The following is a 21,720-nucleotide window of genomic DNA, read 5'->3' on the forward strand; positions in this document are numbered from 1 at the left end:
TATATCAACTGATAAAGTAATTTTATGTTATAAGTTGTAAACAAATCTCCTAATTTGGTTTATGCTTGGCTTTTAATACTGCATTTAAGATAACTGTTATTAATATTAATAATGCACCAAAATAAAAGGTTGGACTCATTTGTTCTTTTTCTTTAAAAATTAGAACGGCTAATAGTATTCCGTAAATAGGTTCTAAATTAATGGTTAACATTACCGTATACGGACTTAAGAATTTCATTATAGAAGTAGAAGCAATAAAAGCATAGGCAGTACAAACAGAACTTAAAACTAATAAATAAAGAAAATCATTTATTGAAAGTTGAAAAAAATCAGAATTAAAACTTGATGTTCCAAATAAGAAGATAGAGAAGAATAGTACCCCTCCAAATAGTTCGTAAAACGAAATCACTTTAGGTTCATAATTCACTACAAACTTACTATTGATTACTGCAAAACAAGCAGATAGAAAAGCAGAAATCAAGGCTAAAACTATTCCTTCAATATAATTTCCTTCAACCTTAAAAATTATTGAAAGTCCGACTACAACCAGTAGCCCAAAGAAAATTTCATACCAAATGATCTTCTTTTTGAAGAAAATAGGTTCAATTATAGAAGCAAAAAAAGCCCCAGTAGATAAACAAGCGAGCGTAATGGATACATTTGAAACTTTGATTGCCCTAAAAAAAGTAAACCAATGCAAAGCAATTACTAATCCGGCAACTAAAAATTTTAGGATTACTTTTTTTGGTAATCTAATGGAAGTTTTGGTGAACTTGTTGTAAATAAATATAAAAACAACAGCAAATAACATTCGAAACCACACCAATGGCATGGCATCTAGAGTAATTAGTCTACCTAAAACTGCGGTAAAACCCCAGATAAAAACTATCCAATGTAGTTTAAAGTAACTTTTAGTGTTATCGCTTAGCATTTCGAAGTAAAAATATTGCTAAGATACCAAAAACAAAGTTTGGAATCCATACGGCTATAATTGGAGGCGCAGAAGATTTTTCGGCTAATACTCCAAAAACTTTATCTAAAAACACAAATGCAAACGCGAGTAATATTCCTATTGCAAGATTCATCCCCATTCCGCCTCTTCGTTTCATTGCAGATACAGCCACAGCAATAATAGTTAAGATAAATGCTGAAATTGGAATGCTGAACTTTTTATAAAAAACTACCAAATAGACATTAATATTTGAAGAACCTCTTAGTCTTTCTTTATCAATAAAATGGGTTAATTTGGTGTAATTTAATGTTTCTGCAATGTAAACAACAGGGGTTAAATCTTCTAAATCAAATTTAAAAACGGTATCTTTTACGCTCCCTGTTTCAATATAATCGCCTAGTGGCCCTACTTTCCGTTTGGTATAATTAAATAAGGAATAATTTCTTTTTTTTGGATTCCAAGTAATTCTTTCAGCAGTAACTTTGTATTTCAATTTATCTTTTTCAAAGCGTTCCATCGAAAAATAGAAAGCCATCTTTGACTCCGAATTATAATTACTTACATAAATATATTCTTCCTTATTTATCTGTCGGTACACATCTGAATTATCCCTAATTTCATTTTGACCATTTCCAATCAAATAGGTATATCTAAAATTATTGAACCCTTCACTTGCTTTTGGAACCAAGAAAAAACCCATTAACAACGCAAAAATAGACACAATTGTAGCGCCAATAATATAAGGTCGCAAAAATCTCGTAAAGGATATTCCAGAACTTAAAATGGCAATGATTTCGGTGTTATTAGCCAATTTGGAAGTAAACCAAATAATGGATAAAAATAAAAATATCGGAAAAAGTAAATTGGCAAAATAAATAGTAAAGTCTAAATAATATTCTGCAATAGCAGCAAAAGGAACATGATTTTCAATCATTTTATTAACCTTTTCAGATACATCAATAGTTATCCCAATTGGGATAAATAACAATATCATCACTGTAAAAGTGCTTAAATATCGTTTTAAAATGTATTTATCTAAAATTGTTAACATGAATAATCTGTTATAATCGTTGGCTCATTTGTTTCACCATCATTTCTTTCCAAACTCTAAAATCACCTGCAATAATATGTTTACGCGCTTCACGCACCAACCACATATAAAAACCAAGGTTATGAATAGTTGCAATTTGCTTACCTAAATATTCATTTGCTGCAAATAAATGACGAAGATACGCTTTAGTATATTCGGTATCAACGAAGGTAATACCCATTTCATCCAAAGGTGAAAAATCGGCTTCCCATTTTTTATTCTTTATGTTTATAGTTCCGTTAGCGGTAAAAAGCATTCCGTTTCTGGCATTACGAGTTGGCATCACACAATCAAACATATCCACTCCAAGCGCAATGTTTTCAAGAATGTTAATCGGAGTTCCCACTCCCATTAAATAACGTGGTTTCTCTTCTGGTAGGATATCACAAACCACTTCGGTCATGGCATACATTTCTTCTGCTGGCTCCCCTACTGATAATCCACCAATAGCATTTCCTTGTTGATTGGAATTGGCAATATATTCTGCCGATTGCATACGCAAATCTTTGTAAGTACTTCCTTGCACAATTGGAAAGAAAGTTTGGTCGTAACCATATTTTGTTGGCACTTTTTCTAAGTGATTGATGCAACGATCCAACCAACGGTGCGTCATTTTCATAGAGCGTTGTGCATAGCGGTAATCGCAAGGATAAGGCGTACACTCGTCAAAAGCCATAATGATATCAGCTCCAATAGTTCTTTGAATTTCCATCACATTTTCTGGTGTGAAAAAATGATACGAACCATCAATATGTGATTTAAATTTTACGCCTTCTTCTTTAATTTTTCTATTTGCCGAAAGTGAATACACTTGATAACCACCAGAATCGGTCAAAATATTACGATCCCAATTCATGAATTTGTGCAAACCACCCGCCTTTTCTAATATTTCGGTTTGTGGTCTTAAATATAAATGGTAGGTATTTCCTAAAATAATATCTGGATTGATTTCTTCTTTCAACTCGCGTTGGTGCACTCCTTTTACCGAAGCAACAGTTCCAACAGGCATGAATATTGGGGTTTCAATAACACCGTGATCGGTAGTTATACTTCCTGCTCGAGCTTTAGAATTTGGGTCTTTTTGTAATAAATCGAATTTCATAAGGGCATTTTCAATTGGCAAATATAATTTATTTAAAATTTAGGTTTTCGGTTTTAAACTTTAATTTAACACCAATTTTATGATCAATTCCATACTACAAAGGTTTTTGTCGAATTAAAACTAATAGCAATAGAGCCTTTTTTATTTTTCTTAATAACTTTTGAAAAGTCACTTAATAATTTGTTTTTCAGCTTCTATCAAAATCCTATCTTTGACTCATTAAATTAATTAACTACTACAAATGTCTGACATTAAACAACTACACGATTTTACAACACAAGTACGAAGAGACATTCTTCGAATGGTACATGCTGTAAATTCAGGTCACCCTGGAGGTTCTTTGGGTTGCGCTGAATTTTTAGTGGCATTATACCAAGACATTCTAAAGAGAAAATCTGGATTTGATATGAACGGAAACGGAGAAGATTTATTCTTCTTGTCTAACGGTCATATTTCACCAGTGTTTTACAGTGTTTTAGCAAGAAGTGGTTATTTTCCGGTTGCTGAATTAGCTACTTTCAGAAAATTAAACACACGTTTACAAGGTCACCCAACTACGCACGATAATTTACCAGGAGTTCGCATGGCATCGGGTTCATTAGGACAAGGATTGTCTGTTGCAATTGGTGCTGCTCAAGCAAAAAAACTAAATAAGGATTCTAATTTAGTTTATATTTTAACTGGAGATGGTGAATTACAAGAAGGACAAAACTGGGAAGCTATTATGTATGCTTCTGCAAAAAAAGTAGATAATCTAATTGCAACTGTTGATTTAAACGGAAAGCAAATTGATGGTTCTACAGATGAAGTATTAAGTATGGGGAATATCAAAGCTAAATTTGAAGCTTTTGATTGGGAAGTACTTGAAATTGTAAAAGGAAATGATATTGAATCTATTCTTTCAGGAATGAATGAAGCTAAAGCAAAAACTGGAAAAGGAAAACCTGTTTGCGTTTTATTGCATACTGAAATGGGGAATGGAGTAGATTATATGATGCATACACATGCTTGGCATGGTAAAGCTCCGAATGATGAGCAATTAGCAAAAGCTTTAGAACAAAACCCAGAAACATTAGGCGATTACTAGAATTATGAAAAAATATACTAATACAGGAAGTAAAGATACCCGTTCGGGATTTGGTGCTGGAATGACCGAATTAGGGCAAAAAAATGAAAATGTAGTTGCACTTTGTGCCGACTTAATTGGGTCATTAAAATTTGATGATTTCAAAAAGAACCACCCAGAGCGTTTTTTCCAAATAGGGATTGCAGAAGCAAACATGATTGGAATTGCAGCAGGTTTAACTATTGGTGGTAAAATTCCATTTACAGGAACTTTTGCTAACTTTTCTACAGGAAGAGTTTACGATCAAATACGTCAATCTGTAGCTTATTCTGATAAAAATGTAAAAATCTGTGCTTCGCATGCCGGATTAACTCTTGGTGAAGATGGCGCTACGCACCAAATTTTGGAAGATATTGGATTGATGAAAATGTTACCAGGAATGACTGTAATCAACACTTGCGATTACAATCAAACCAAAGCAGCTACTTTAGCTATTGCAGACCACCATGGGCCCGTTTATTTACGTTTTGGACGTCCAGTGGTTCCTAATTTTATGCCTGCCGATGAGCCGTTTGTAATTGGAAAAGCGATTATGCTTAACGAAGGTACCGATGTGACCATTATTGCAACTGGACATTTAGTTTGGGAAGCTTTAATCGCTGCTGAAGAATTAGAAGCTCAAGGAATTTCTGCCGAAGTAATCAACATTCATACAATTAAACCATTAGACGAAGAAGCAATATTAAAATCGGTGGCTAAAACAGGATGTGTTGTAACTGCAGAAGAGCATAATTTCCTTGGAGGTTTAGGTGAAAGCGTTTCTAGAACTTTAGCATTAAATAATCCAACACCACAAGAATTTGTTGCGGTACAAGATTCATTTGGCGAAAGCGGAACTCCAGAGCAATTAATGGAAAAATACAAGCTAAACAACCAAGCAATTGTTGCAGCTGCTTTAAAAGTTATCAAAAGAAAATAGTAACTTTTCTATACTATATTAAATCCGTCTTTATCAAGGCGGATTTTTTTTGCACAAAAAAAACCGTTTCGAAAGAAACGGTTTTTAAACTAAGAGCCGGCGGAGGGACTCGAACCCACGACCTGCTGATTACAAATCAGCTGCTCTAGCCAACTGAGCTACGCTGGCAACTCTTGAGTGGTGCAAATATAATCTTGAAAATTAATTTTCCAAAAAAAAATTACACTTTTTTAAATTAATTTATTCATTAAAGCGCGTTGATTTTAGCAATCAATTGATTAGCAGTTTGTTCTAATTCTGCATTGATTTGTTTAAAATGTGCTTTTTTATTTTCTACTTTTTTAGCATTAACTTTAACAATTAAACTGTCAAATGAGCTAATTGCCTCATCAATAATTGCATTAGTAGCTTCAGTAGGTTTTCCTGCAGAAGTCATTTCGCAGATGTATACTGCTTCAATAATATCTCCTAATACATAATTGATGTCTTTTTTTAAATTCTTTACACTTGGCATTTTTTTACTATTTAATAATTTGGTGCAAAATTACACAATTCTTTCTAATATTTACTATGAAATGTATATTTCTAAAATAGTAGCAGTTCCTGCAATTTCATATTCACTTAATGAAGCCGGAATTAAAACAGTATCCCCAACTTTATATTGATAAATTTCACTTTGATAATCTAATGAGAATTCCCCTTCCACACACATATAAACTGTAAAGAACTCTTTGTTTTTTGAAACTGCAATTTTTTCGGTTAATGGAATAAAATTTGTTGTAAAATACGAACAATGAACTACCTCATTTGAAGTATTACTCACTTTTTCATATTTTTTTTCTGCATCTACAACCTCATAGTTGATAGCATCTAAGGCAAGATCCAAATGCAATTCACGGGTATTTCCGTTTGAATCAACTCGGTCAAAATCATATATTCTATAAGTAATATCTGAAGTTTGTTGGATTTCGGCAATTACGGTTCCCGCGCCAATAGCATGAACGGTTCCTGTTTCTAAAAAAAATACATCTCCTTTTTGCACAGCTCTGGTATCCAATAAGGAAAGAATGGTTTTGCTTTCTAAATTTTTAAGGTATTCCTCGGAAGAAGATTTTTCTTTGAATCCTACAATTAAATTAGAATTCGGATCAGCTTGCATTACATACCACATTTCGGTTTTTCCAAAAGAATTATGTCTACTGGCAGCCAATTCATCATTTGGATGCACTTGTATAGATAAATCTTCCCGAGCATCAAGGTATTTAAAAAGCAAAGGAAATTGTTTTCCGAATTGTTGAAAGACTTTTGAACCTAAAACTTGTTCTGGAAACTCATTGATTAATTCTAATAAAGATTTTCCTTTATAAAATCCATTTGAAATAGAACTTACTTCATTTTCAACTGTAGAAATCTCCCAACTTTCTCCAGTAATATCTGAAGTAATTGGTTTATTTAATATAGTTTTGAGTTTGGTCCCTCCCCATATTCTTTCTTTTAATATAGGTTGAAATTGAAGCGGATATATCTTCATGAATTAAATATTATGATGCAAAGATGCAAAAAACAGCTTTATTTTAATTACTCTGATTTATGTTTTTAAGAACCTGTATTGCTTTTTCGATATGAATGGAACTAGAAACACTATTGAAAATTAAGCGAATTATTCCGTTTTGATCAATTACATAGGTCTGTCTACCTGGTAAAAAAATAAATGAATTTGGAACTCCGAATAATTTTCTCAATTTTTTATCTGTATCCGAAAGCAAGATAAATGGCAATTTAAATTTACTTTTAAACTTAACATGAGAAGTTACAGAATCGGCACTTATGCCAATAACCTCAGCCCCTAAGTCTTTAAATATTTGGTAATTGTCTCTAAAACTACACGCTTGAGCAGTACAGCCGGGAGTATTATCTTTAGGATAAAAATAAATCACTACGGGTTGTTTTCCTATGATTTGTTCGCTTTCAAATGATTCACCATTAGTATCTAAAGCAACAAAGTTTGGCAGTTTATCCCCTATTTCTAGTGCCATTTAGTTTCCTTTATAGGTTACAAAATTTCTAGGAGTTTCATATAAAACCACTTCCAAATCTTTGTAAGCATCAATATGTTTTCGAAGTTTATTCCAGATTACGACTGCAATATTTTCGGCAGTTGGATTTAAATCTGCAAAATCGGGCACATCTAAATTTAGATTTTTATGATCAAAAGCGTTTTCAATATGCTCTTTTATTAAATCAGAGAGGATTTTTACATCAATCACAAATCCTGTTTCCGAATCAATATCTCCAGTAACTGATACAATTAATTCATAGTTATGACCATGGGAATTTGGGTTATTGCATTTTCCGAAAACAGCATCATTCTTTTCATTAGACCAATCTTTACGATACAATCGATGCGCTGCGTTAAAATGTGCTTTTCTAGAAACAGTTACTTTCATGGTTTTGTTTTTCTTTAAATTTTATGATCTTCGAGGTAATGATAAAATTCGTCAAAAATTATCTTAAACCAAACGGTATATATTTCAGGATTTTGCTTCATGTCGTTTTTCACGTCCTCAATACCCATCCATTTCCAACTTTCTACTTCTTCGGTATTTATTTTAGGCTCATCGTTGTAATATCCAATCATTACATGATCTAATTCATGCTCTGTTAAACCATTATCAAATGGTGCTTTATAAATGAAATGAAACAATTCTTTTATTTCGGCTGTAAAACCCATTTCTTCCATTAACCTTCTGGTTCCGGCTTCGATATTAGTTTCTCCAGCACGCTGGTGACTGCAACATGTGTTAGTCCAAAGTAAAGGCGAATGGTATTTGTGATGTGCTCTTTGTTGCAGCATGATTTCGTTTTTACCATTCAAAATAAAAACCGAAAAGGCACGATGTAAAACTGCTTTTTCATGCGCCTCCAATTTGTTCATGAGCCCGATTGGTTCGTCTTTTTCATTAACTAATATTACTTGTTCTTCTTTCATCAAAAATCGTATTCAGGTCAAAAATACAAAAAAAGTTATGTTGGCAAAATTTAGTTGAATCAACAACCGTTAAACTTTCCTTAAAGATCCAATTATTAAACATAAATTGCAACTAGTATAAAAATCCTGTTGTAAATTTGTATAAGTAAATAAATTTAGCATAAAATGAAATACACAAAACTAATTTGGATAGTACTTCCACTAATAGTGCTAAATGCTTGCGGGCAAACCTATAAAAAAGTAGAACCAAAAAACAATTCAACTGCTATGGAAAATGTGATTAATAAACCAGAAAATCCATATTATTCAAATACCGATACTTCTAAATTAAATCTATCGGATGCTGAATGGAAGAAGGTACTTTCTACTGATTTATATGCTGTAGCGCGTGAAGCAGATACCGAAAGAGCATTTACAGGCACTATGTGGAATTCTGAAACTAAAGGAACTTATTATTGTGCCGCATGTGGCTATAAATTATTTAAATCCAATCAAAAATTCACTAGCAGCTGTGGTTGGCCTAGTTTTTTTGAACAACAAAATAAAGAAAGTATCACTTTTAAAGCTGATAATTCCTATGGAATGCAACGAGTTGAAGCACTTTGCGGAAGATGTAACAGCCACTTAGGTCATTTATTTGATGATGGCCCTGCTCCTACTGGAAAGCGCTATTGCATGAATGCCATTTCCTTAGATTTTGTTCCTGAATTCGTTGCTACTGAATCAAAAAGTAATCTTGAAACCATTGTTTTAGGTGGAGGTTGCTACTGGTGTGTGGAGGCTGTGTATGATAATTTGCAAGGTGTAAAAAGTGTTTATTCAGGGTTTGCTGGAGGATCAGTTGAAAACCCAAGTTATGAAGAAGTTTGCACCGGTAGAACTGGAGCTGCTGAAGTAGTTGAAATTACTTATGATAAATCAATTACCAATTTGGATGAAATCTTTAAGGTGTTTTTTACAGTTCACGATCCGACAACACTTAACCGCCAAGGTGCCGATGTAGGAACTCAATATCGTTCGGTAATTTTTTACAAAAATGAAGATCAAAAAAAGGCTGCTCAAAGTATCATTGATGAGTTAAACGCTTCAAAGGTATATTCAAGTAAAATTGTAACTACTCTAGAACCTTTCATAAAATTTTATAAAGCGGAAGAATACCATCAAAATTATTATGAAAACAATAAAGACAAACCTTATTGCCAATTTGTAATTCAACCAAAAATTGAAAAATTCGAAAAGGTATTTAAAGATCGCTTGAAAAGACATTAATAAAAAAAGCCTCCTAAAATGGAGGCTTTTTAATTATAAAATATAATCCGTAGTGATAAAATTAGATTCCTTGCTATTTAACAACTCTTGTAATATTTCGTTGTTGTAAGCATTATCTTTTGAGGCAACGAATGTTCGAATTGAGAATGAACGCAAGGCATCATGAATACTTAAAGTGCCAACTGCAGAATCTTTTCTTCCTGTAAATGGATACACATCGGGACCTCGCTGACATGAACTATTTAGATTTACTCGGCAAACTAAATTTACTAAAGTATCAATAAGTGGAGCAATCGTTTTAATATCCTTACCAAATAAACTCACCTGTTGTCCATAATTAGATTCAGCCATATCGTTTAATGGTTCTTGTATATCTTTGAAAGTTAATATAGGAACTACAGGCCCAAATTGTTCTTCATGGTATACTCGCATTTCTTTATTCACCGGAAATAAAACTGCCGGAAAAATAAAATTTACTGAATGTTCTCCTCCTTTTCTATTCAAAATTTGGGCTCCTTTAGCTTTCGCATCATCGATTAATTCTTGGATATAAGCTGGCTTTTCTTTCTCAGGTAAAGGCGTTAACAATACACCATTTTCCCATGGATTTCCAAAAGGCAAAGCATCAACTTTTTCTGAAAAGCGTTTATTAAATTCTGCTGCAATTGATTCGTGTACATATAAAACTTTTAACGCCGTGCAACGCTGCCCATTGAAAGACAAAGCACCGGTTACACACTCTTGAATAGCCAAATCTAAATCGGCATCTGGCAAAATAATAGCCGGGTTTTTTGCTTCCAAACCTAAAATTAATCGCAATCTGTTTTTATTTGGATGTTGATCTTGCAAAGCAATTGCTGATTTACTATTTCCAATTAATGCCAAAACTGCTACTTTACCCGATTTCATAATTGGAGAAGCCACATCTCTACCTCTTCCATAAACAATATTAATTACTCCTTTTGGAAAACTACTTTTAAATGCTTCAAGTAAAGGAGAAATTAATAAAACACCATGTTTTGCTGGTTTAAATATTACTGTATTTCCCATTATTATTGCTGGAATCAGTAATGAAAAAGTTTCGTTTAAAGGATAATTATAAGGCCCAAGACAAAGTACTACACCAAGTGGACCACGACGAACCATAGCATTTACTCCTTGACTTTTGGTAAATCGAGCATTTGATCGGTCTAGTTCTTTATAATCTTCAATAGTATCATAAATATAATCTACTGTTCTGTCAAATTCTTTTTCAGAATCGGATAATGATTTACCTATTTCCCACATTAAGAATTTCACCACTTCACCACGAGTAGCTTTCATTTGAGCTACAAAATTTTGCATGCATTTAATTCGGTCAATCACTTTCATAGTGGGCCACAAACCTTGACCATTACCATAAGCATCAAAAGCTGCTTTGGTAACTTCATCTGCCTCTTTTTCTCCCATGGTAGGAATAGTTCCGAGAAGAGTAGGCTCGTAAATAGGTGTTGAAGATATCGTAGAATAAACCGAAGTGAATTCACCTGACCATTTTTTTAACTCTCCATTTACTAAATAAGTATCTTGAATAAATGGTTTTTCAATTTGGAATTCAAAAGGTATCTTGCTCATACTTAGTAATTTTTGTTAAAAATACAGTATATTAAATTAATATAAGTAAGTTTTTTCTGAAAAGAAATTAACTATATCGATGTATATGAATTAGTTAAGGTTTTTGGATCTTATTTTAAAAGTACTTCAGCAATTTTCAAAGCACATTTTTCTCCATCAATTGCAGCCGAAATAATTCCGCCAGCATATCCTGCTCCTTCGCCGCAAGGATACAATCCTTTTATTTGCAGATGTTGTAATGTTTCATTGTCACGAGGAATTCTAACTGGAGAGGATGTTCTACTTTCGGGAGCATGCAAAATGGCTTCATTGGTTAAATAACCGCGCATGGATTTTCCAAATTCCTTAAAACCTTCTCGCATAATTTGTGATAAAAACCCCGGAAACACTTCTCCCATTTCAACCGAAGTAGTACCAGGAACATAAGAAGTTTTAGGAATATCTGACGATATTTTATTTTGGGTAAAATCAACCATTCTTTGTGCTGGAACTTTTTGAGTACCGCCTGCTAATTGCCATGCTTTTTGTTCAATTGATTTTTGAAATTCCATGCCTGCTAAGGCACCATATTTGGCAAAAGGTTTAAAATCTTCTAATTTTAATTCAACCACAATACCCGAATTGGCGGTTTTTTGATCCCTTTTTGATGGAGACCAACCGTTTGTAACTACTTCACCCGGACTCGTAGCGCAAGGCGCAATTACGCCACCAGGACACATACAAAAAGAATACATCCCACGACCATTTACTTGCTTCACTATAGAATAAGGAGCTGGAGGCAAATAATCACCTCTGTAATCACACGAATATTGAATGCTGTCAATTAATTCTTGTTGGTGTTCAGCTCGAACTCCCAGAGCAAAAGGCTTAGCTTCGATAAAAATCTTCTTTCTATCTAATAATTCAAAAATATCTCGGGCAGAATGACCGGTTGCCAAAATCACATTACTTGCAGAAATCGTATCTCCTTTTTGGGTTACTACTCCTTGCATTTCATTTTTTAAAACAACAAAATCGGTGACGCGAGTTTCGAACAAAACTTGACCACCACATTCAATTATTTTTTCACGAATATCCTGAATAATTTGAGGTAATTTATTTGTTCCAATATGCGGATGCGCTTCAACTAAAATATCTGGTGAAGCACCAAAACCAACAAGTAAATTCAGAATTCGATCTACATCGCCTCGCTTTTTCGAACGGGTATATAATTTTCCATCCGAATAGGTTCCGGCACCCCCTTCGCCAAAGCAATAATTGGAATCCTCATCAACAATATGTTCAATATTGAGTGCTTTTAAGTCTCTTCGGCGTGCTCTTACTTCTTTACCTCGTTCTAAAACAATTGGTTTCAAGCCCAATTCTATTAACTGCAATGCCGCGAAAAATCCTGCGGGCCCGGCACCTATTACAATTACTTCTTGCGAATTGGTTACGTTTTTATAATCGGGAAGTTCAATATTAATTTCGTTAAAATTCTCATCATTAAAATAAACGGCTGCCTTAATATTAATTTTGATTGCTTTTTGACGGGCGTCAATAGAGCGCTTTATAACCACCACTTTCTGAATTTCCTTGGTTGCTACGTGAAGCAACTTGGCCGCATGATCTTTAAGTAAAGATTCATTAGCAGCTATTTCTGGAGCAACTTGGGTTTGTATTTCGCGTGGCATTAAGTTTTTTTTACAAAATTAGACAATTTGAATAATGATATTGTATTTTTGAATTCACTTCAATCAAAGAAAAGCAATTAATGTCAAATAAAATAAAATTAATTTGGGATTTTAGAGGACCCGATGCTGCTAAAATTGCAGAACATCATGAATTTCATTTAAAAGAATTTATCCAAATTGAAAAAATCACTTTAAACATAACAGGATTTACCGTACTGAATGAAGTTTATGCTATTGCTTATATGGTAGTAGAAAAATCTGAAATGATTCCCGTTCGAGACGCTTTAAAACCGCATCGCGGAGAGATATATACAGAGTAAATTACAAAAAAATCCAAATTCGTCAATTTGGATTTTTAATTTTTAATTCGCTACTTCGCTGATAAATTTAATTCGCATTAATCGGAGTTCTTCAATATCATAATCTCCGTCAAATTCTTTAAGCGCAGCTTCAATATTATCCGATTCGGATTCCATAAAATAATCGTGAATTTCTTCCTGCTGATCTTCATCTAGCATTTCATCAACCCAATATTTAATATTTAATTTTGTTCCTGAATTTACAATTTGCTCCATTTCTTTTAGCAAATCCTCCATATTCATGCCTTTTGCAGAAGCAATATCTTCAAGAGAAAGTTTGCGGTCAATATTTTGAATGATATATAATTTATTAACTGAATTTGCTCCTGTAGATTTAACAACTAAATCATCAGGCCTAATAATGTCATTATCTTCAACATACCTGCTAATTAATTCAACAAATTCAATACCATACTTTTTTGCTTTTCCTTCTCCAACTCCATGAATATTAATTAATTCATCCATTGTTATTGGATATTTCAAAGCCATATCTTCAAGAGAAGGATCTTGAAAAACTACAAAAGGAGGTACCCCAATTTTCTTTGAAACTTTTTTTCGTAAGTCACGCAACATTGCCATTAATGCTTCGTCGGCAGTTCCAGAAGATTTAGAGGCGGTTACAATGGCGTCATCTTCGGCCTCGTTGTATTCATGATCTTCCGACATCATAAATGAAGTTGGATTTTTTATAAAATCATGACCTTTATCTGAAACTTTAATGATTCCATAAGTTTCAATATCTTTAGTTAATAAACCATCAACTAAAACTTGTCTAATCAGAGCCATCCAATAGCGTTCTTCTTGATCGCTACCACAGCCAAAAAAGCTTTGAGAGTCAGTTCTGTGTGCTTTAATTGTTGCATTTACTCTACCTATTAAAGTATAAACAACTTCTTTAGATTTATATAAATGTTTGGTATCACGAACAACTTCTAATAATTTTTTGACATTATTTTGAGCTTCAATTTTTACTTTTGGATTACGAACATTATCGTCCATATCTGCTCCTTCTCCTGTTTCACTATCAAATTCTTCTCCGAAATAATGCAATAAAAATTTACGACGAGACATGGATGTTTCGGCGTAAGCCACCACTTCTTGAAGTAATGCAAAACCAATTTCTTGCTCTGCAACAGGTTTCCCCGACATGAATTTTTCTAACTTCTCAACATCTTTATAAGAGTAATATGCCAAGCAATGTCCTTCTCCTCCATCACGACCTGCACGACCAGTTTCTTGATAGTAACTTTCCAAAGATTTTGGAATATCGTGGTGAATTACAAAACGAACATCGGGCTTATCAATTCCCATTCCAAATGCAATTGTAGCTACCACCACATCTACATCTTCCATTAGGAACATATCTTGGTGTTTGGCACGCGTTTTAGCATCCAAACCTGCGTGATAAGGCACCGCGCTAATTCCGTTTACTTGTAATACTTCGGCAATAGCTTCAACTTTTTTTCTGCTCAAGCAATAAATAATACCTGATTTTCCTTTATGTTGTTTAATAAATCGAATGATATCCGATTCGATGTTTTTAGTTTTGGTGCGTACTTCGTAAAATAAATTAGGTCTATTAAACGATGCTTTAAAAGTATTTGCATCCGACATATCTAAATTCTTCAGAATGTCTTCTTGCACTTTAGGTGTTGCTGTTGCTGTTAATCCAATAACAGGAACATCGCCTAAGTGTTTTATTATGGTTCTTAAATTTCTATATTCAGGTCTAAAATCATGTCCCCACTCCGAAATACAGTGCGCTTCATCTATAGCAATAAAAGAAATGGGTACCGATTTTAAAAAATCGATGTATTCTTCTTTAGTTAAAGACTCTGGCGCAACATAAAGTAGCTTGGTAATTCCCGAGGTTATATCTTTTTTTACTTGATTGATTTCGGTTTTAGTTAAAGAGGAATTCAATACATGGGCAATTCCATCTTCTGAAGACACACTACGAATAGCATCCACCTGATTTTTCATTAAGGCAATTAATGGAGAAACTACAATCGCAGTTCCTTCCTGAATTAATGCGGGCAATTGATAGCATAATGACTTACCCCCGCCAGTAGGCATAATTACAAAAGTGTTTTTCTTGGCAACAATACTTTTAATGACTTGCTCTTGCAATCCTTTAAATTGATTGAAACCAAAATATCTTTTTAATTCTTTGTGTAGGTCAATTAGATTTGAATTCATTATTACTTAATAGTATTTTTACATAAATTTGCAAGGTTAAATATACAAAATACTTTTTCTCTTACAAACATTATAACAAATCTATTTTGATTACTAAAGAAAAAATAATTACCTCGGCACTAAATACAATTCGCTCTGAGAGTGAATCGATAGCAAAACTATCTGATTATATTAATGATAGCTTTTATGAAGCGGTTAATCTAATTTATAACTTAAAAGGAAGATTAGTTGTTACCGGAATTGGCAAAAGCGCCATTATTGCTCAAAAAATTGTTGCCACTTTAAATTCTACAGGAACTCCTGCTATATTTCTTCATGCATCGGAAGCAATTCACGGTGACTTAGGAATGGTTCAAGAAGGAGACGGCGTTATTTGTATTTCAAAAAGCGGCAATAGTCCAGAGATCAAAGTATTGGTTCCGTTATTAAAAAGGTTTGGTAATAAATTAATTGCCATCACTGGAAATACTTCTTCTTTTTTAGGAAAAGAAGCACATTTTACCCTAAATACTTTTGTTGAAAGCGAATCTTGCCCAAATAATTTAGCACCTACAAACAGCACCACGGCCCAACTTGTAATGGGAGATGCCATTGCAGTTTGTTTAATGGAAATGAAAGCATTTAGTGCTGAAGATTTTGCCATTTATCATCCAGGAGGAGCTTTAGGAAAAAAATTATTACTTAGAGTCAAAGACATGTTGGATTCTTCAAGAAAGCCAAGTGTTAATTCTGATTCAAGTGTTAAAAATGTAATCGTTGAAATTTCAGAAAAGAGACTTGGAGTTACAGCTGTTCTTGAAAATGATTCTGTTGTTGGAATAATTACAGACGGTGACATTAGAAGAATGCTGAATAAAACAGAAACAATCACCGGATTAACTGCTAAAGAAATTATGACGGTTAACCCAAAAACAATAAAATCAACAGATATGGTTGCGGATGCTTTTAATATTATGGAAGACCATTCTATAACCCAACTTGTCGTTGTTGATGAAGGTGAATATAAAGGAGTGATTCATTTGCACGACATCTTAAAAGAAGGAATTGTATAATGGCAAAAAAAGAGACTAAAGAAATGTCCTTCATGGACCATCTAGAAGATTTAAGATGGTTGTTTGTAAGAAGTACTTTTGTGGTTATTGGTATTGCATGTGCCTGCTATTTCATAGATGATTTTATTTTTGACACAATTATTTTTGGCCCCAAAGATCCGAATTTTGTTACCTACCGATTTTTTTGCGAAGTGACTCATTATTTTGGTGTGGATGATACTTATGCTTGTGCACAAGAATTTAATTTCAAAATTCAAAATCAAGAAGTTAGTGGTCAATTCTCCATGTATTTATGGACCTTAATTACCGCAGGTTTTGTTATTGGGTTTCCATACATTTTATGGGAAGTATGGAAATTTATTCGTCCTGCTTTATATGAAAAAGAACGCAAAATGGCAGGAAGTTTCATTCTTGTTTCTTCCATTTTATTTTTTATCGGAGTTTTGTTTGGCTATTATATTATAGCACCTTTATCAATAAATTTCTTTGCCACCTTTAATGTGAGTAAAGAAATAGAAAATATTTTTACAGTTGACTCCTATGTATCTATGATGAAAATGTCAATTGTTGCTAGCGGTATCGTATTCGAGTTACCAATAATTATCTATTTCCTAGCAAAATTAGGATTAGTGACTCCCGATTTTCTTAAAAAATACAGAAGATATGCAATCGTTATTATATTGATATTAGCTGCAATCGTAACACCTCCAGATATTCCAAGTCAAATAATTGTTTCGATTCCTATATTATTACTTTATGAAGTGAGTATATTAATTGCGGCAATTGTTGCAAAAAAAACTGAAACTAATGAGTAATCCAGTACAAGAATTTAATGACTATCGTTCAAAAATGAACGAAAAGTTGTTGGCTGACAATAATAAAATTGTAAAGCGTATTTTCAATTTAGACACTAACGCATACGCGGAAGGCGCGCTTGATGTAAAGACCAAAGAATTATTAGGCTTGGTTGCATCTGCTGTTTTACGATGTGACGACTGCATAAAATACCATCTAGAAACCTCTTATAAAGAAGGAATTACAAAAGAAGAAATGATGGAAGCCATGGGCATTGCCACTCTTGTTGGCGGAACCATTGTGATTCCGCATTTAAGAAGAGCCTACGAATTTTGGGAGGCATTAGAAGAAAATGGTCGCTAATTCAATTTTAGATTGCAACTAAATAATTGTTAAATATAAAGTAGTTCAAAACCATTATTTGTTTATTTGCAAAAGAAAAACTCAGAACCATAGATCAATAAAATGAAATTAAGAGCAGATAATTTAGTAAAAACCTACAAAGGACGGAGTGTTGTAAAAGGGATTTCTGTTGAAGTAAATCAAGGGGAAATTGTAGGGTTATTGGGTCCGAATGGTGCCGGAAAAACGACTTCATTTTATATGATTGTAGGTTTAGTAAAACCAAACTCCGGACATATTTATCTGGATGATACAGATATTACAGAATATCCAATGTACAAGAGAGCTCAAAACGGAATTGGTTATCTAGCTCAAGAAGCTTCTGTTTTTAGAAAATTAAGTATTGAAGATAATATTCTAAGTGTTTTGCAATTAACCAATCTTTCCAAAGAAGAGCAAATTGCCAAAATGGAAAGTTTAATTGCCGAATTTAGTTTGGAACACATTCGAACTAATAGAGGAGATTTACTTTCGGGAGGAGAACGAAGAAGAACAGAAATCGCGCGTTGTCTTGCAACTGATCCTAAATTCATCCTACTAGACGAGCCCTTCGCAGGAGTTGACCCTGTAGCTGTTGAAGACATTCAACGAATTGTTGCGCAATTAAAAAACAAAAATATCGGAATTCTTATTACCGATCATAACGTTCAAGAAACTTTAGCCATTACCGACAAAACCTACTTAATGTTTGAAGGGGGAATTCTTAAAGCAGGTATTCCAGAAGAATTGGCTGCCGATGAAATGGTTCGTAAAGTTTATTTGGGTCAGAATTTCGAATTAAGAAAAAAGAAATTAGAATTCTAAACATATAAAAACCTGAAACTACTTTTTTGCTAAAATAGTATTCAATATAGAAAGCAAAACATAGGTTAAAATAATTAACGGAACCGCAAGGAATTGCAAGGTGACAATCATTATTAAAGAAGCTAATAAAAATCCTATTTGTAGTTTGTATTTTTGGAAACTGAAGTTTTTTATTTTCAATGAAAATAAAGGGATTTCAGCATTCATAACATAGGCACTTAATGCCGTAATTGCAAGCAAAACCCATTCATTATTTATATAAGTTGATACAAAAGAATTAGAAATTAACGGCAAACTCATTATAAATAAAGTATTTGCAGGAGTTGGCAAACCAATAAATGAATCGGATTGGCGGGTATCAATATTAAAATTAGCCAAACGATAACAAGCGCCCAGAGTAATTACAAATCCTAAATAGGGTAAAAAATAATTTGTAGAAAATTCTCCAAAGCTTAACATGCAGAACATAACAAAACCTGGAACAACTCCACTAGTAACCATATCTGCCAAAGAATCTAGTTGCACTCCTAAAGGACCAGAAACATTAAATTTTCTAGCAAAATAACCGTCAAAGAAATCAAAAAATATTCCTAGAGCTACAAAGTAAAATGCCATATCAAATTTTAAATCGGCAACCATTACAATGGCAATACATCCGCTAAGCAAATTAAGCAGCGTCAAGAAATTAGGAATGTTTTTTTTGATATCCATTATTGAAATTTTAATAACGACAAATTTAGTACAATAAGTTTTAGGTAAGTGCGTTTTTTAGAGAGATTTTTATTTAGAAAATCAATAAACAATTTTATTTTCAAATAGGTGGAAGTTTGCTCGTTAATAATTTCTATTTTTGAAGAACAAAAACTAATTCGCGTTTAATAAAACAATACCATTGAAGAAAATAATATTCCTTTTCTTTATCCTAACCAATGTTAGCTACAGCCAAGCTGTTAGAAAATATTCAAATGAATTTATGAATATTGGTGTCGATGCAGCTGCTTTAGGAATGTCGAATGCGGTGGTTTCTCATACTAATGATGCAAACTCAGGTTATTGGAATCCGGCGGGACTGATAGGAATTGCTGATGGCCAAGTGGCCGTGATGCACGCAAGTTATTTTGCCAATATTGCGCAATATGATTATGCTGCTTATGCAAAACCAATAGATGATGAAAGTGCATGGGGAATTTCCATGATTCGATTTGGTGTTGACGACATATTAAACACTACCCAACTTATTGACGCCAGTGGAAATGTAGATTACAACCGAATTAGTAAATTTTCTACCGCCGATTATGGCTTTACCTTTTCATATGCTAGAAAATTAAAATTTTCTGAACTTCAATATGGAGTGAATTCAAAAATTATCCGACGAGTAATTGGGAATTTTGCAAGCTCATGGGGATTTGGTTTTGATGCGGGAATTCAATGGAAACGCAATGACTGGAATTTTGGGTTGATGCTTCGCGATATTACTACCACCTACAATATTTGGAATATTAATGAGGAGGAATACAATAAAATTAAGGGAACTGTTCCAGGCCAAAATCAGGATTTACCAGAAAGCACCGAAATTACGCTACCCAAAGCGCAATTTGGAATGGCAAAGAAAATTGATTTTCATAATGAAACAAGTCTACTTGTATCGGGTAACATAAATATGCAATTTACTTTAACTAACGATATTTTTGCTTCCAATATGGTAAGTATTGACCCGGCAATTGGTTTGGAATATGAGTATGTTGATTTAGTATTTATTAGAGCTGGAGTAGGTAATTTTCAAAAAGTTGTTCAAATTGACAATACTAAAAAGATTGGTTTTCAACCCAATATTGGATTAGGATTTAAATACAAAGGAATCCAAATAGATTACGCATTAACTGATATTGGTGATCAAAGCGCTGCTTTGTATTCGAATATTTTTTCCTTGAAAGTAGATTTAAGCATCTTTAAATAATTAATATGTTCAAAAAATTACTTTGCTTATTTTTCCTATTTGTCAGTGTTTTAAGTTTTTCACAGAACAGCACACTATCTGAAAACTCCAAGGTTAGCATATTTACTTGTGGCAGAGGAAATGAACTATATACGACTTTTGGCCACACAGCGATTCGAATTAAAGACGAAGCTACAAACTTAGATGTGGTTTATAATTATGGCGCCTTTGATTTTAATACTGATAATTTTTATTTGAAATTCGTAAAAGGGGATTTGCAATATTTTATAAATGCCACTTCCTATGAGGGATTTATTTACGAGTATCAAATTGAAAAACGAGAAGTAATTGAACAAACTTTAAATTTCTCGCTTCCACAAAAACAGGAGCTTTTTGAGTTACTAAACACCTCCTTATTTTCAGAAGAGCGCAGTTACACCTACAAATTTATTGATCGAAATTGCACCACAATGGTAGTTGAAAAAATCAATAAAATGCTTGAGAAAAATTTGATTCAAAAAATAGATGACAAAACTATTACTTATAGAGAATTATTATATCCTTATTTTGAAAATCACTTTTATTATAAGTTAGGAATAAATATCATTTTTGGAGCAAAAACGGATGCCAAAGCCGAAAAACTATTTCTCCCATCTGAATTAATGCACAGCTTAAATAAAGCCCAAATAAATGGAAAACCGGTTTTAACCAAAACTGAAACCATTGTAGTTGGTGAAGAATTAGAATCGGGATTCTCATTTCTAAATAGTATTTATTTTATAGCGCTACTCCTACTGATTTTAGTAATTGCTAATAACAAAAAAGTCTTTATTACCTATTTGTTTTTAACCGGAATTTTGGGATTATTTTTATCTTTAGTAGGATTGTATTCACTTCACAAAGAAGTACTTTGGAATTACAATGCGCTATTATTTAATCCGCTTTTTCTTATACTTCCATTTTTAAGAGGAAAAGCACTAAAAATCACTTTGCTACTTTGTATAGGGTGTATAGTAATTTATGTAATACTAATGTTTACAAAACCTCATTTATGGCTTATGAGTCCGTTTATCCTTGCAACTTTATACATGTTTTGGAAAACACAAAGAGAATAAATTAATTTATTTTTAATTATATTTTTTAACATAAAAAAAACACCCAAAAGGGTGTTTTTTTATTTAATTGCTGGTTGCCTTTTCTTTAGGTAAAAGAATACAACCCCTACGCCAAGTAGCATCATTGGTAGTATCCAATCATTTATTGGCACATCTTGAACATCATCATCAAACACCGGTGCCTGTGCAAAAATAGATTCTATCTGTAATAAAGCAATAACTATAGCATATTTTATTTCTGTTCTATTTTTCATCTTATTTCTATTTATTATTCTACAATCCATTTAACTTGACTCGTTTTTCCCTCTGAGGTAATTCTTACAA

General features: G+C 33.0%; 23 protein-coding genes and 1 tRNA gene. 10 read left to right on the forward strand and 14 right to left on the reverse strand.

All coding sequences use genetic code 11. The features are described 5' to 3' along the window. Positions 1-49: 49 nt before the first annotated feature. Genes ABWO08_RS09170 through tgt form a run of 3 tightly spaced genes read right to left on the reverse strand, consistent with a single transcriptional unit; the run spans position 50 to position 3,144 of the window. Positions 50-931 carry a DMT family transporter gene (locus tag ABWO08_RS09170; RefSeq protein ID WP_353085379.1) on the reverse strand — a complete coding sequence of 294 codons (882 nt, stop codon included), beginning with the start codon at positions 929-931 and terminating at the stop codon, positions 50-52. Then, positions 918-2,003, reverse strand: a complete 1,086-nt coding sequence (locus tag ABWO08_RS09175) for an LptF/LptG family permease (RefSeq protein WP_353085381.1) — start codon at positions 2,001-2,003, stop codon at positions 918-920. The genes ABWO08_RS09170 and ABWO08_RS09175 overlap by 14 nt, the downstream gene beginning before the upstream one ends. A gap of 10 nt (positions 2,004-2,013) precedes the next feature. Then, on the reverse strand, positions 2,014-3,144 hold the full coding sequence (gene tgt / locus ABWO08_RS09180) for a tRNA guanosine(34) transglycosylase Tgt (RefSeq protein WP_353085383.1): 1,131 nt from the start codon (positions 3,142-3,144) through the stop codon (positions 2,014-2,016). Between the two features lie 241 nt (positions 3,145-3,385). Here tgt and ABWO08_RS09185 point away from each other — a divergent pair, with 241 nt between their 5' ends. Both ABWO08_RS09185 and ABWO08_RS09190 read left to right on the forward strand, forming a co-directional pair. After that, on the forward strand, positions 3,386-4,231 hold the full coding sequence (locus tag ABWO08_RS09185; RefSeq protein ID WP_353085385.1) for a transketolase: 846 nt from the start codon (positions 3,386-3,388) through the stop codon (positions 4,229-4,231). Between the two features lie 4 nt (positions 4,232-4,235). After that, positions 4,236-5,189: a transketolase family protein gene (locus tag ABWO08_RS09190; RefSeq protein WP_353085387.1), complete on the forward strand. Its 954-nt coding sequence runs from the start codon at positions 4,236-4,238 to the stop codon at positions 5,187-5,189. Positions 5,190-5,283: 94 nt separating this feature from the next. Here ABWO08_RS09190 and ABWO08_RS09195 read toward each other — a convergent pair. From ABWO08_RS09195 to idi, 6 genes are all read right to left on the reverse strand, one after another. Beyond that, positions 5,284-5,357, reverse strand: a tRNA-Thr gene (locus ABWO08_RS09195). Between the two features lie 79 nt (positions 5,358-5,436). Continuing rightward, positions 5,437-5,703: a hypothetical protein gene (locus tag ABWO08_RS09200; protein ID WP_353085389.1), complete on the reverse strand. Its 267-nt coding sequence runs from the start codon at positions 5,701-5,703 to the stop codon at positions 5,437-5,439. Between the two features lie 54 nt (positions 5,704-5,757). Next, entirely contained in the window at positions 5,758-6,720 is a 963-nt protein-coding gene (locus ABWO08_RS09205; protein ID WP_353085391.1) for a type I phosphomannose isomerase catalytic subunit, read from the reverse strand. Positions 6,721-6,763: 43 nt separating this feature from the next. Further along, positions 6,764-7,225, reverse strand: a complete 462-nt coding sequence (locus ABWO08_RS09210; protein ID WP_353085393.1) for a peroxiredoxin — start codon at positions 7,223-7,225, stop codon at positions 6,764-6,766. Continuing rightward, the gene (locus ABWO08_RS09215; protein WP_353085395.1) at positions 7,226-7,636 is read right to left on the reverse strand and encodes a 6-pyruvoyl trahydropterin synthase family protein; all 411 of its coding nucleotides are present in this window, start codon (positions 7,634-7,636) and stop codon (positions 7,226-7,228) included. A 14-nt stretch (positions 7,637-7,650) separates the two neighbouring features. Continuing rightward, a complete protein-coding gene (gene idi / locus ABWO08_RS09220) occupies positions 7,651-8,178 on the reverse strand; it encodes an isopentenyl-diphosphate Delta-isomerase (RefSeq protein ID WP_353085397.1) in 528 nt (175 codons plus the stop codon). A 165-nt stretch (positions 8,179-8,343) separates the two neighbouring features. Between idi and ABWO08_RS09225 the strand changes: the two genes are divergently transcribed. Next, complete coding sequence (locus ABWO08_RS09225) at positions 8,344-9,447, forward strand: bifunctional methionine sulfoxide reductase B/A protein (RefSeq protein WP_353085399.1); 1,104 nt, start codon at positions 8,344-8,346, stop codon at positions 9,445-9,447. Between the two features lie 33 nt (positions 9,448-9,480). Here the strand turns inward: ABWO08_RS09225 and ABWO08_RS09230 are convergent, their stop codons facing one another. Next, positions 9,481-11,061, reverse strand: a complete 1,581-nt coding sequence (locus ABWO08_RS09230; RefSeq protein ID WP_353085400.1) for an NADP-dependent glyceraldehyde-3-phosphate dehydrogenase — start codon at positions 11,059-11,061, stop codon at positions 9,481-9,483. 110 nt (positions 11,062-11,171) lie between these two features. Next, a complete protein-coding gene (locus ABWO08_RS09235; protein WP_353085402.1) occupies positions 11,172-12,734 on the reverse strand; it encodes an NAD(P)/FAD-dependent oxidoreductase in 1,563 nt (520 codons plus the stop codon). An 80-nt stretch (positions 12,735-12,814) separates the two neighbouring features. Between ABWO08_RS09235 and ABWO08_RS09240 the strand changes: the two genes are divergently transcribed. Beyond that, entirely contained in the window at positions 12,815-13,054 is a 240-nt protein-coding gene (locus tag ABWO08_RS09240; RefSeq protein WP_353085403.1) for a hypothetical protein, read from the forward strand. Between the two features lie 42 nt (positions 13,055-13,096). On the opposite strand, the gene recQ is transcribed toward ABWO08_RS09240, so the two are convergent. After that, the gene (gene recQ, locus ABWO08_RS09245) at positions 13,097-15,292 is read right to left on the reverse strand and encodes a DNA helicase RecQ (RefSeq protein ID WP_353085405.1); all 2,196 of its coding nucleotides are present in this window, start codon (positions 15,290-15,292) and stop codon (positions 13,097-13,099) included. 86 nt (positions 15,293-15,378) lie between these two features. On the opposite strand from recQ, the gene ABWO08_RS09250 reads away from it, so the two are divergent. The 4 genes from ABWO08_RS09250 (at position 15,379) to lptB (ending at position 18,345) form a co-directional block, all read left to right on the forward strand. Beyond that, entirely contained in the window at positions 15,379-16,344 is a 966-nt protein-coding gene (locus ABWO08_RS09250) for a KpsF/GutQ family sugar-phosphate isomerase (protein ID WP_353085407.1), read from the forward strand. Further along, a complete protein-coding gene (gene tatC / locus ABWO08_RS09255) occupies positions 16,344-17,159 on the forward strand; it encodes a twin-arginine translocase subunit TatC (protein WP_353085408.1) in 816 nt (271 codons plus the stop codon). Before ABWO08_RS09250 ends, tatC begins: the two co-directional genes overlap by 1 nt. Beyond that, positions 17,152-17,502, forward strand: coding sequence for a carboxymuconolactone decarboxylase family protein (locus ABWO08_RS09260; protein WP_353085410.1), 351 nt, complete (start codon positions 17,152-17,154; stop codon positions 17,500-17,502). Before tatC ends, ABWO08_RS09260 begins: the two co-directional genes overlap by 8 nt. A gap of 102 nt (positions 17,503-17,604) precedes the next feature. After that, entirely contained in the window at positions 17,605-18,345 is a 741-nt protein-coding gene (lptB, locus tag ABWO08_RS09265) for an LPS export ABC transporter ATP-binding protein (RefSeq protein ID WP_353085411.1), read from the forward strand. 18 nt (positions 18,346-18,363) lie between these two features. On the opposite strand, the gene ABWO08_RS09270 is transcribed toward lptB, so the two are convergent. Next, positions 18,364-19,056 (reverse strand): CDP-alcohol phosphatidyltransferase family protein, encoded by a 693-nt coding sequence (locus tag ABWO08_RS09270; RefSeq protein ID WP_353085413.1) that lies wholly within the window; start codon positions 19,054-19,056, stop codon positions 18,364-18,366. Positions 19,057-19,237: 181 nt separating this feature from the next. On the opposite strand from ABWO08_RS09270, the gene ABWO08_RS09275 reads away from it, so the two are divergent. Next, entirely contained in the window at positions 19,238-20,302 is a 1,065-nt protein-coding gene (locus tag ABWO08_RS09275; protein WP_502902970.1) for a putative type IX sorting system protein PorV2, read from the forward strand. 5 nt (positions 20,303-20,307) lie between these two features. Then, a complete protein-coding gene (locus tag ABWO08_RS09280; RefSeq protein ID WP_353085414.1) occupies positions 20,308-21,396 on the forward strand; it encodes a lipoprotein N-acyltransferase Lnb domain-containing protein in 1,089 nt (362 codons plus the stop codon). Between the two features lie 59 nt (positions 21,397-21,455). On the opposite strand, the gene ABWO08_RS09285 is transcribed toward ABWO08_RS09280, so the two are convergent. Beyond that, positions 21,456-21,650 (reverse strand): hypothetical protein, encoded by a 195-nt coding sequence (locus ABWO08_RS09285; protein WP_353085415.1) that lies wholly within the window; start codon positions 21,648-21,650, stop codon positions 21,456-21,458. Between the last annotated feature and the right edge of the window lie 70 nt (positions 21,651-21,720).

The organism is Flavobacterium sp., assembly GCF_040383245.1.
GTDB lineage: Bacteria > Bacteroidota > Bacteroidia > Flavobacteriales > Flavobacteriaceae > Flavobacterium.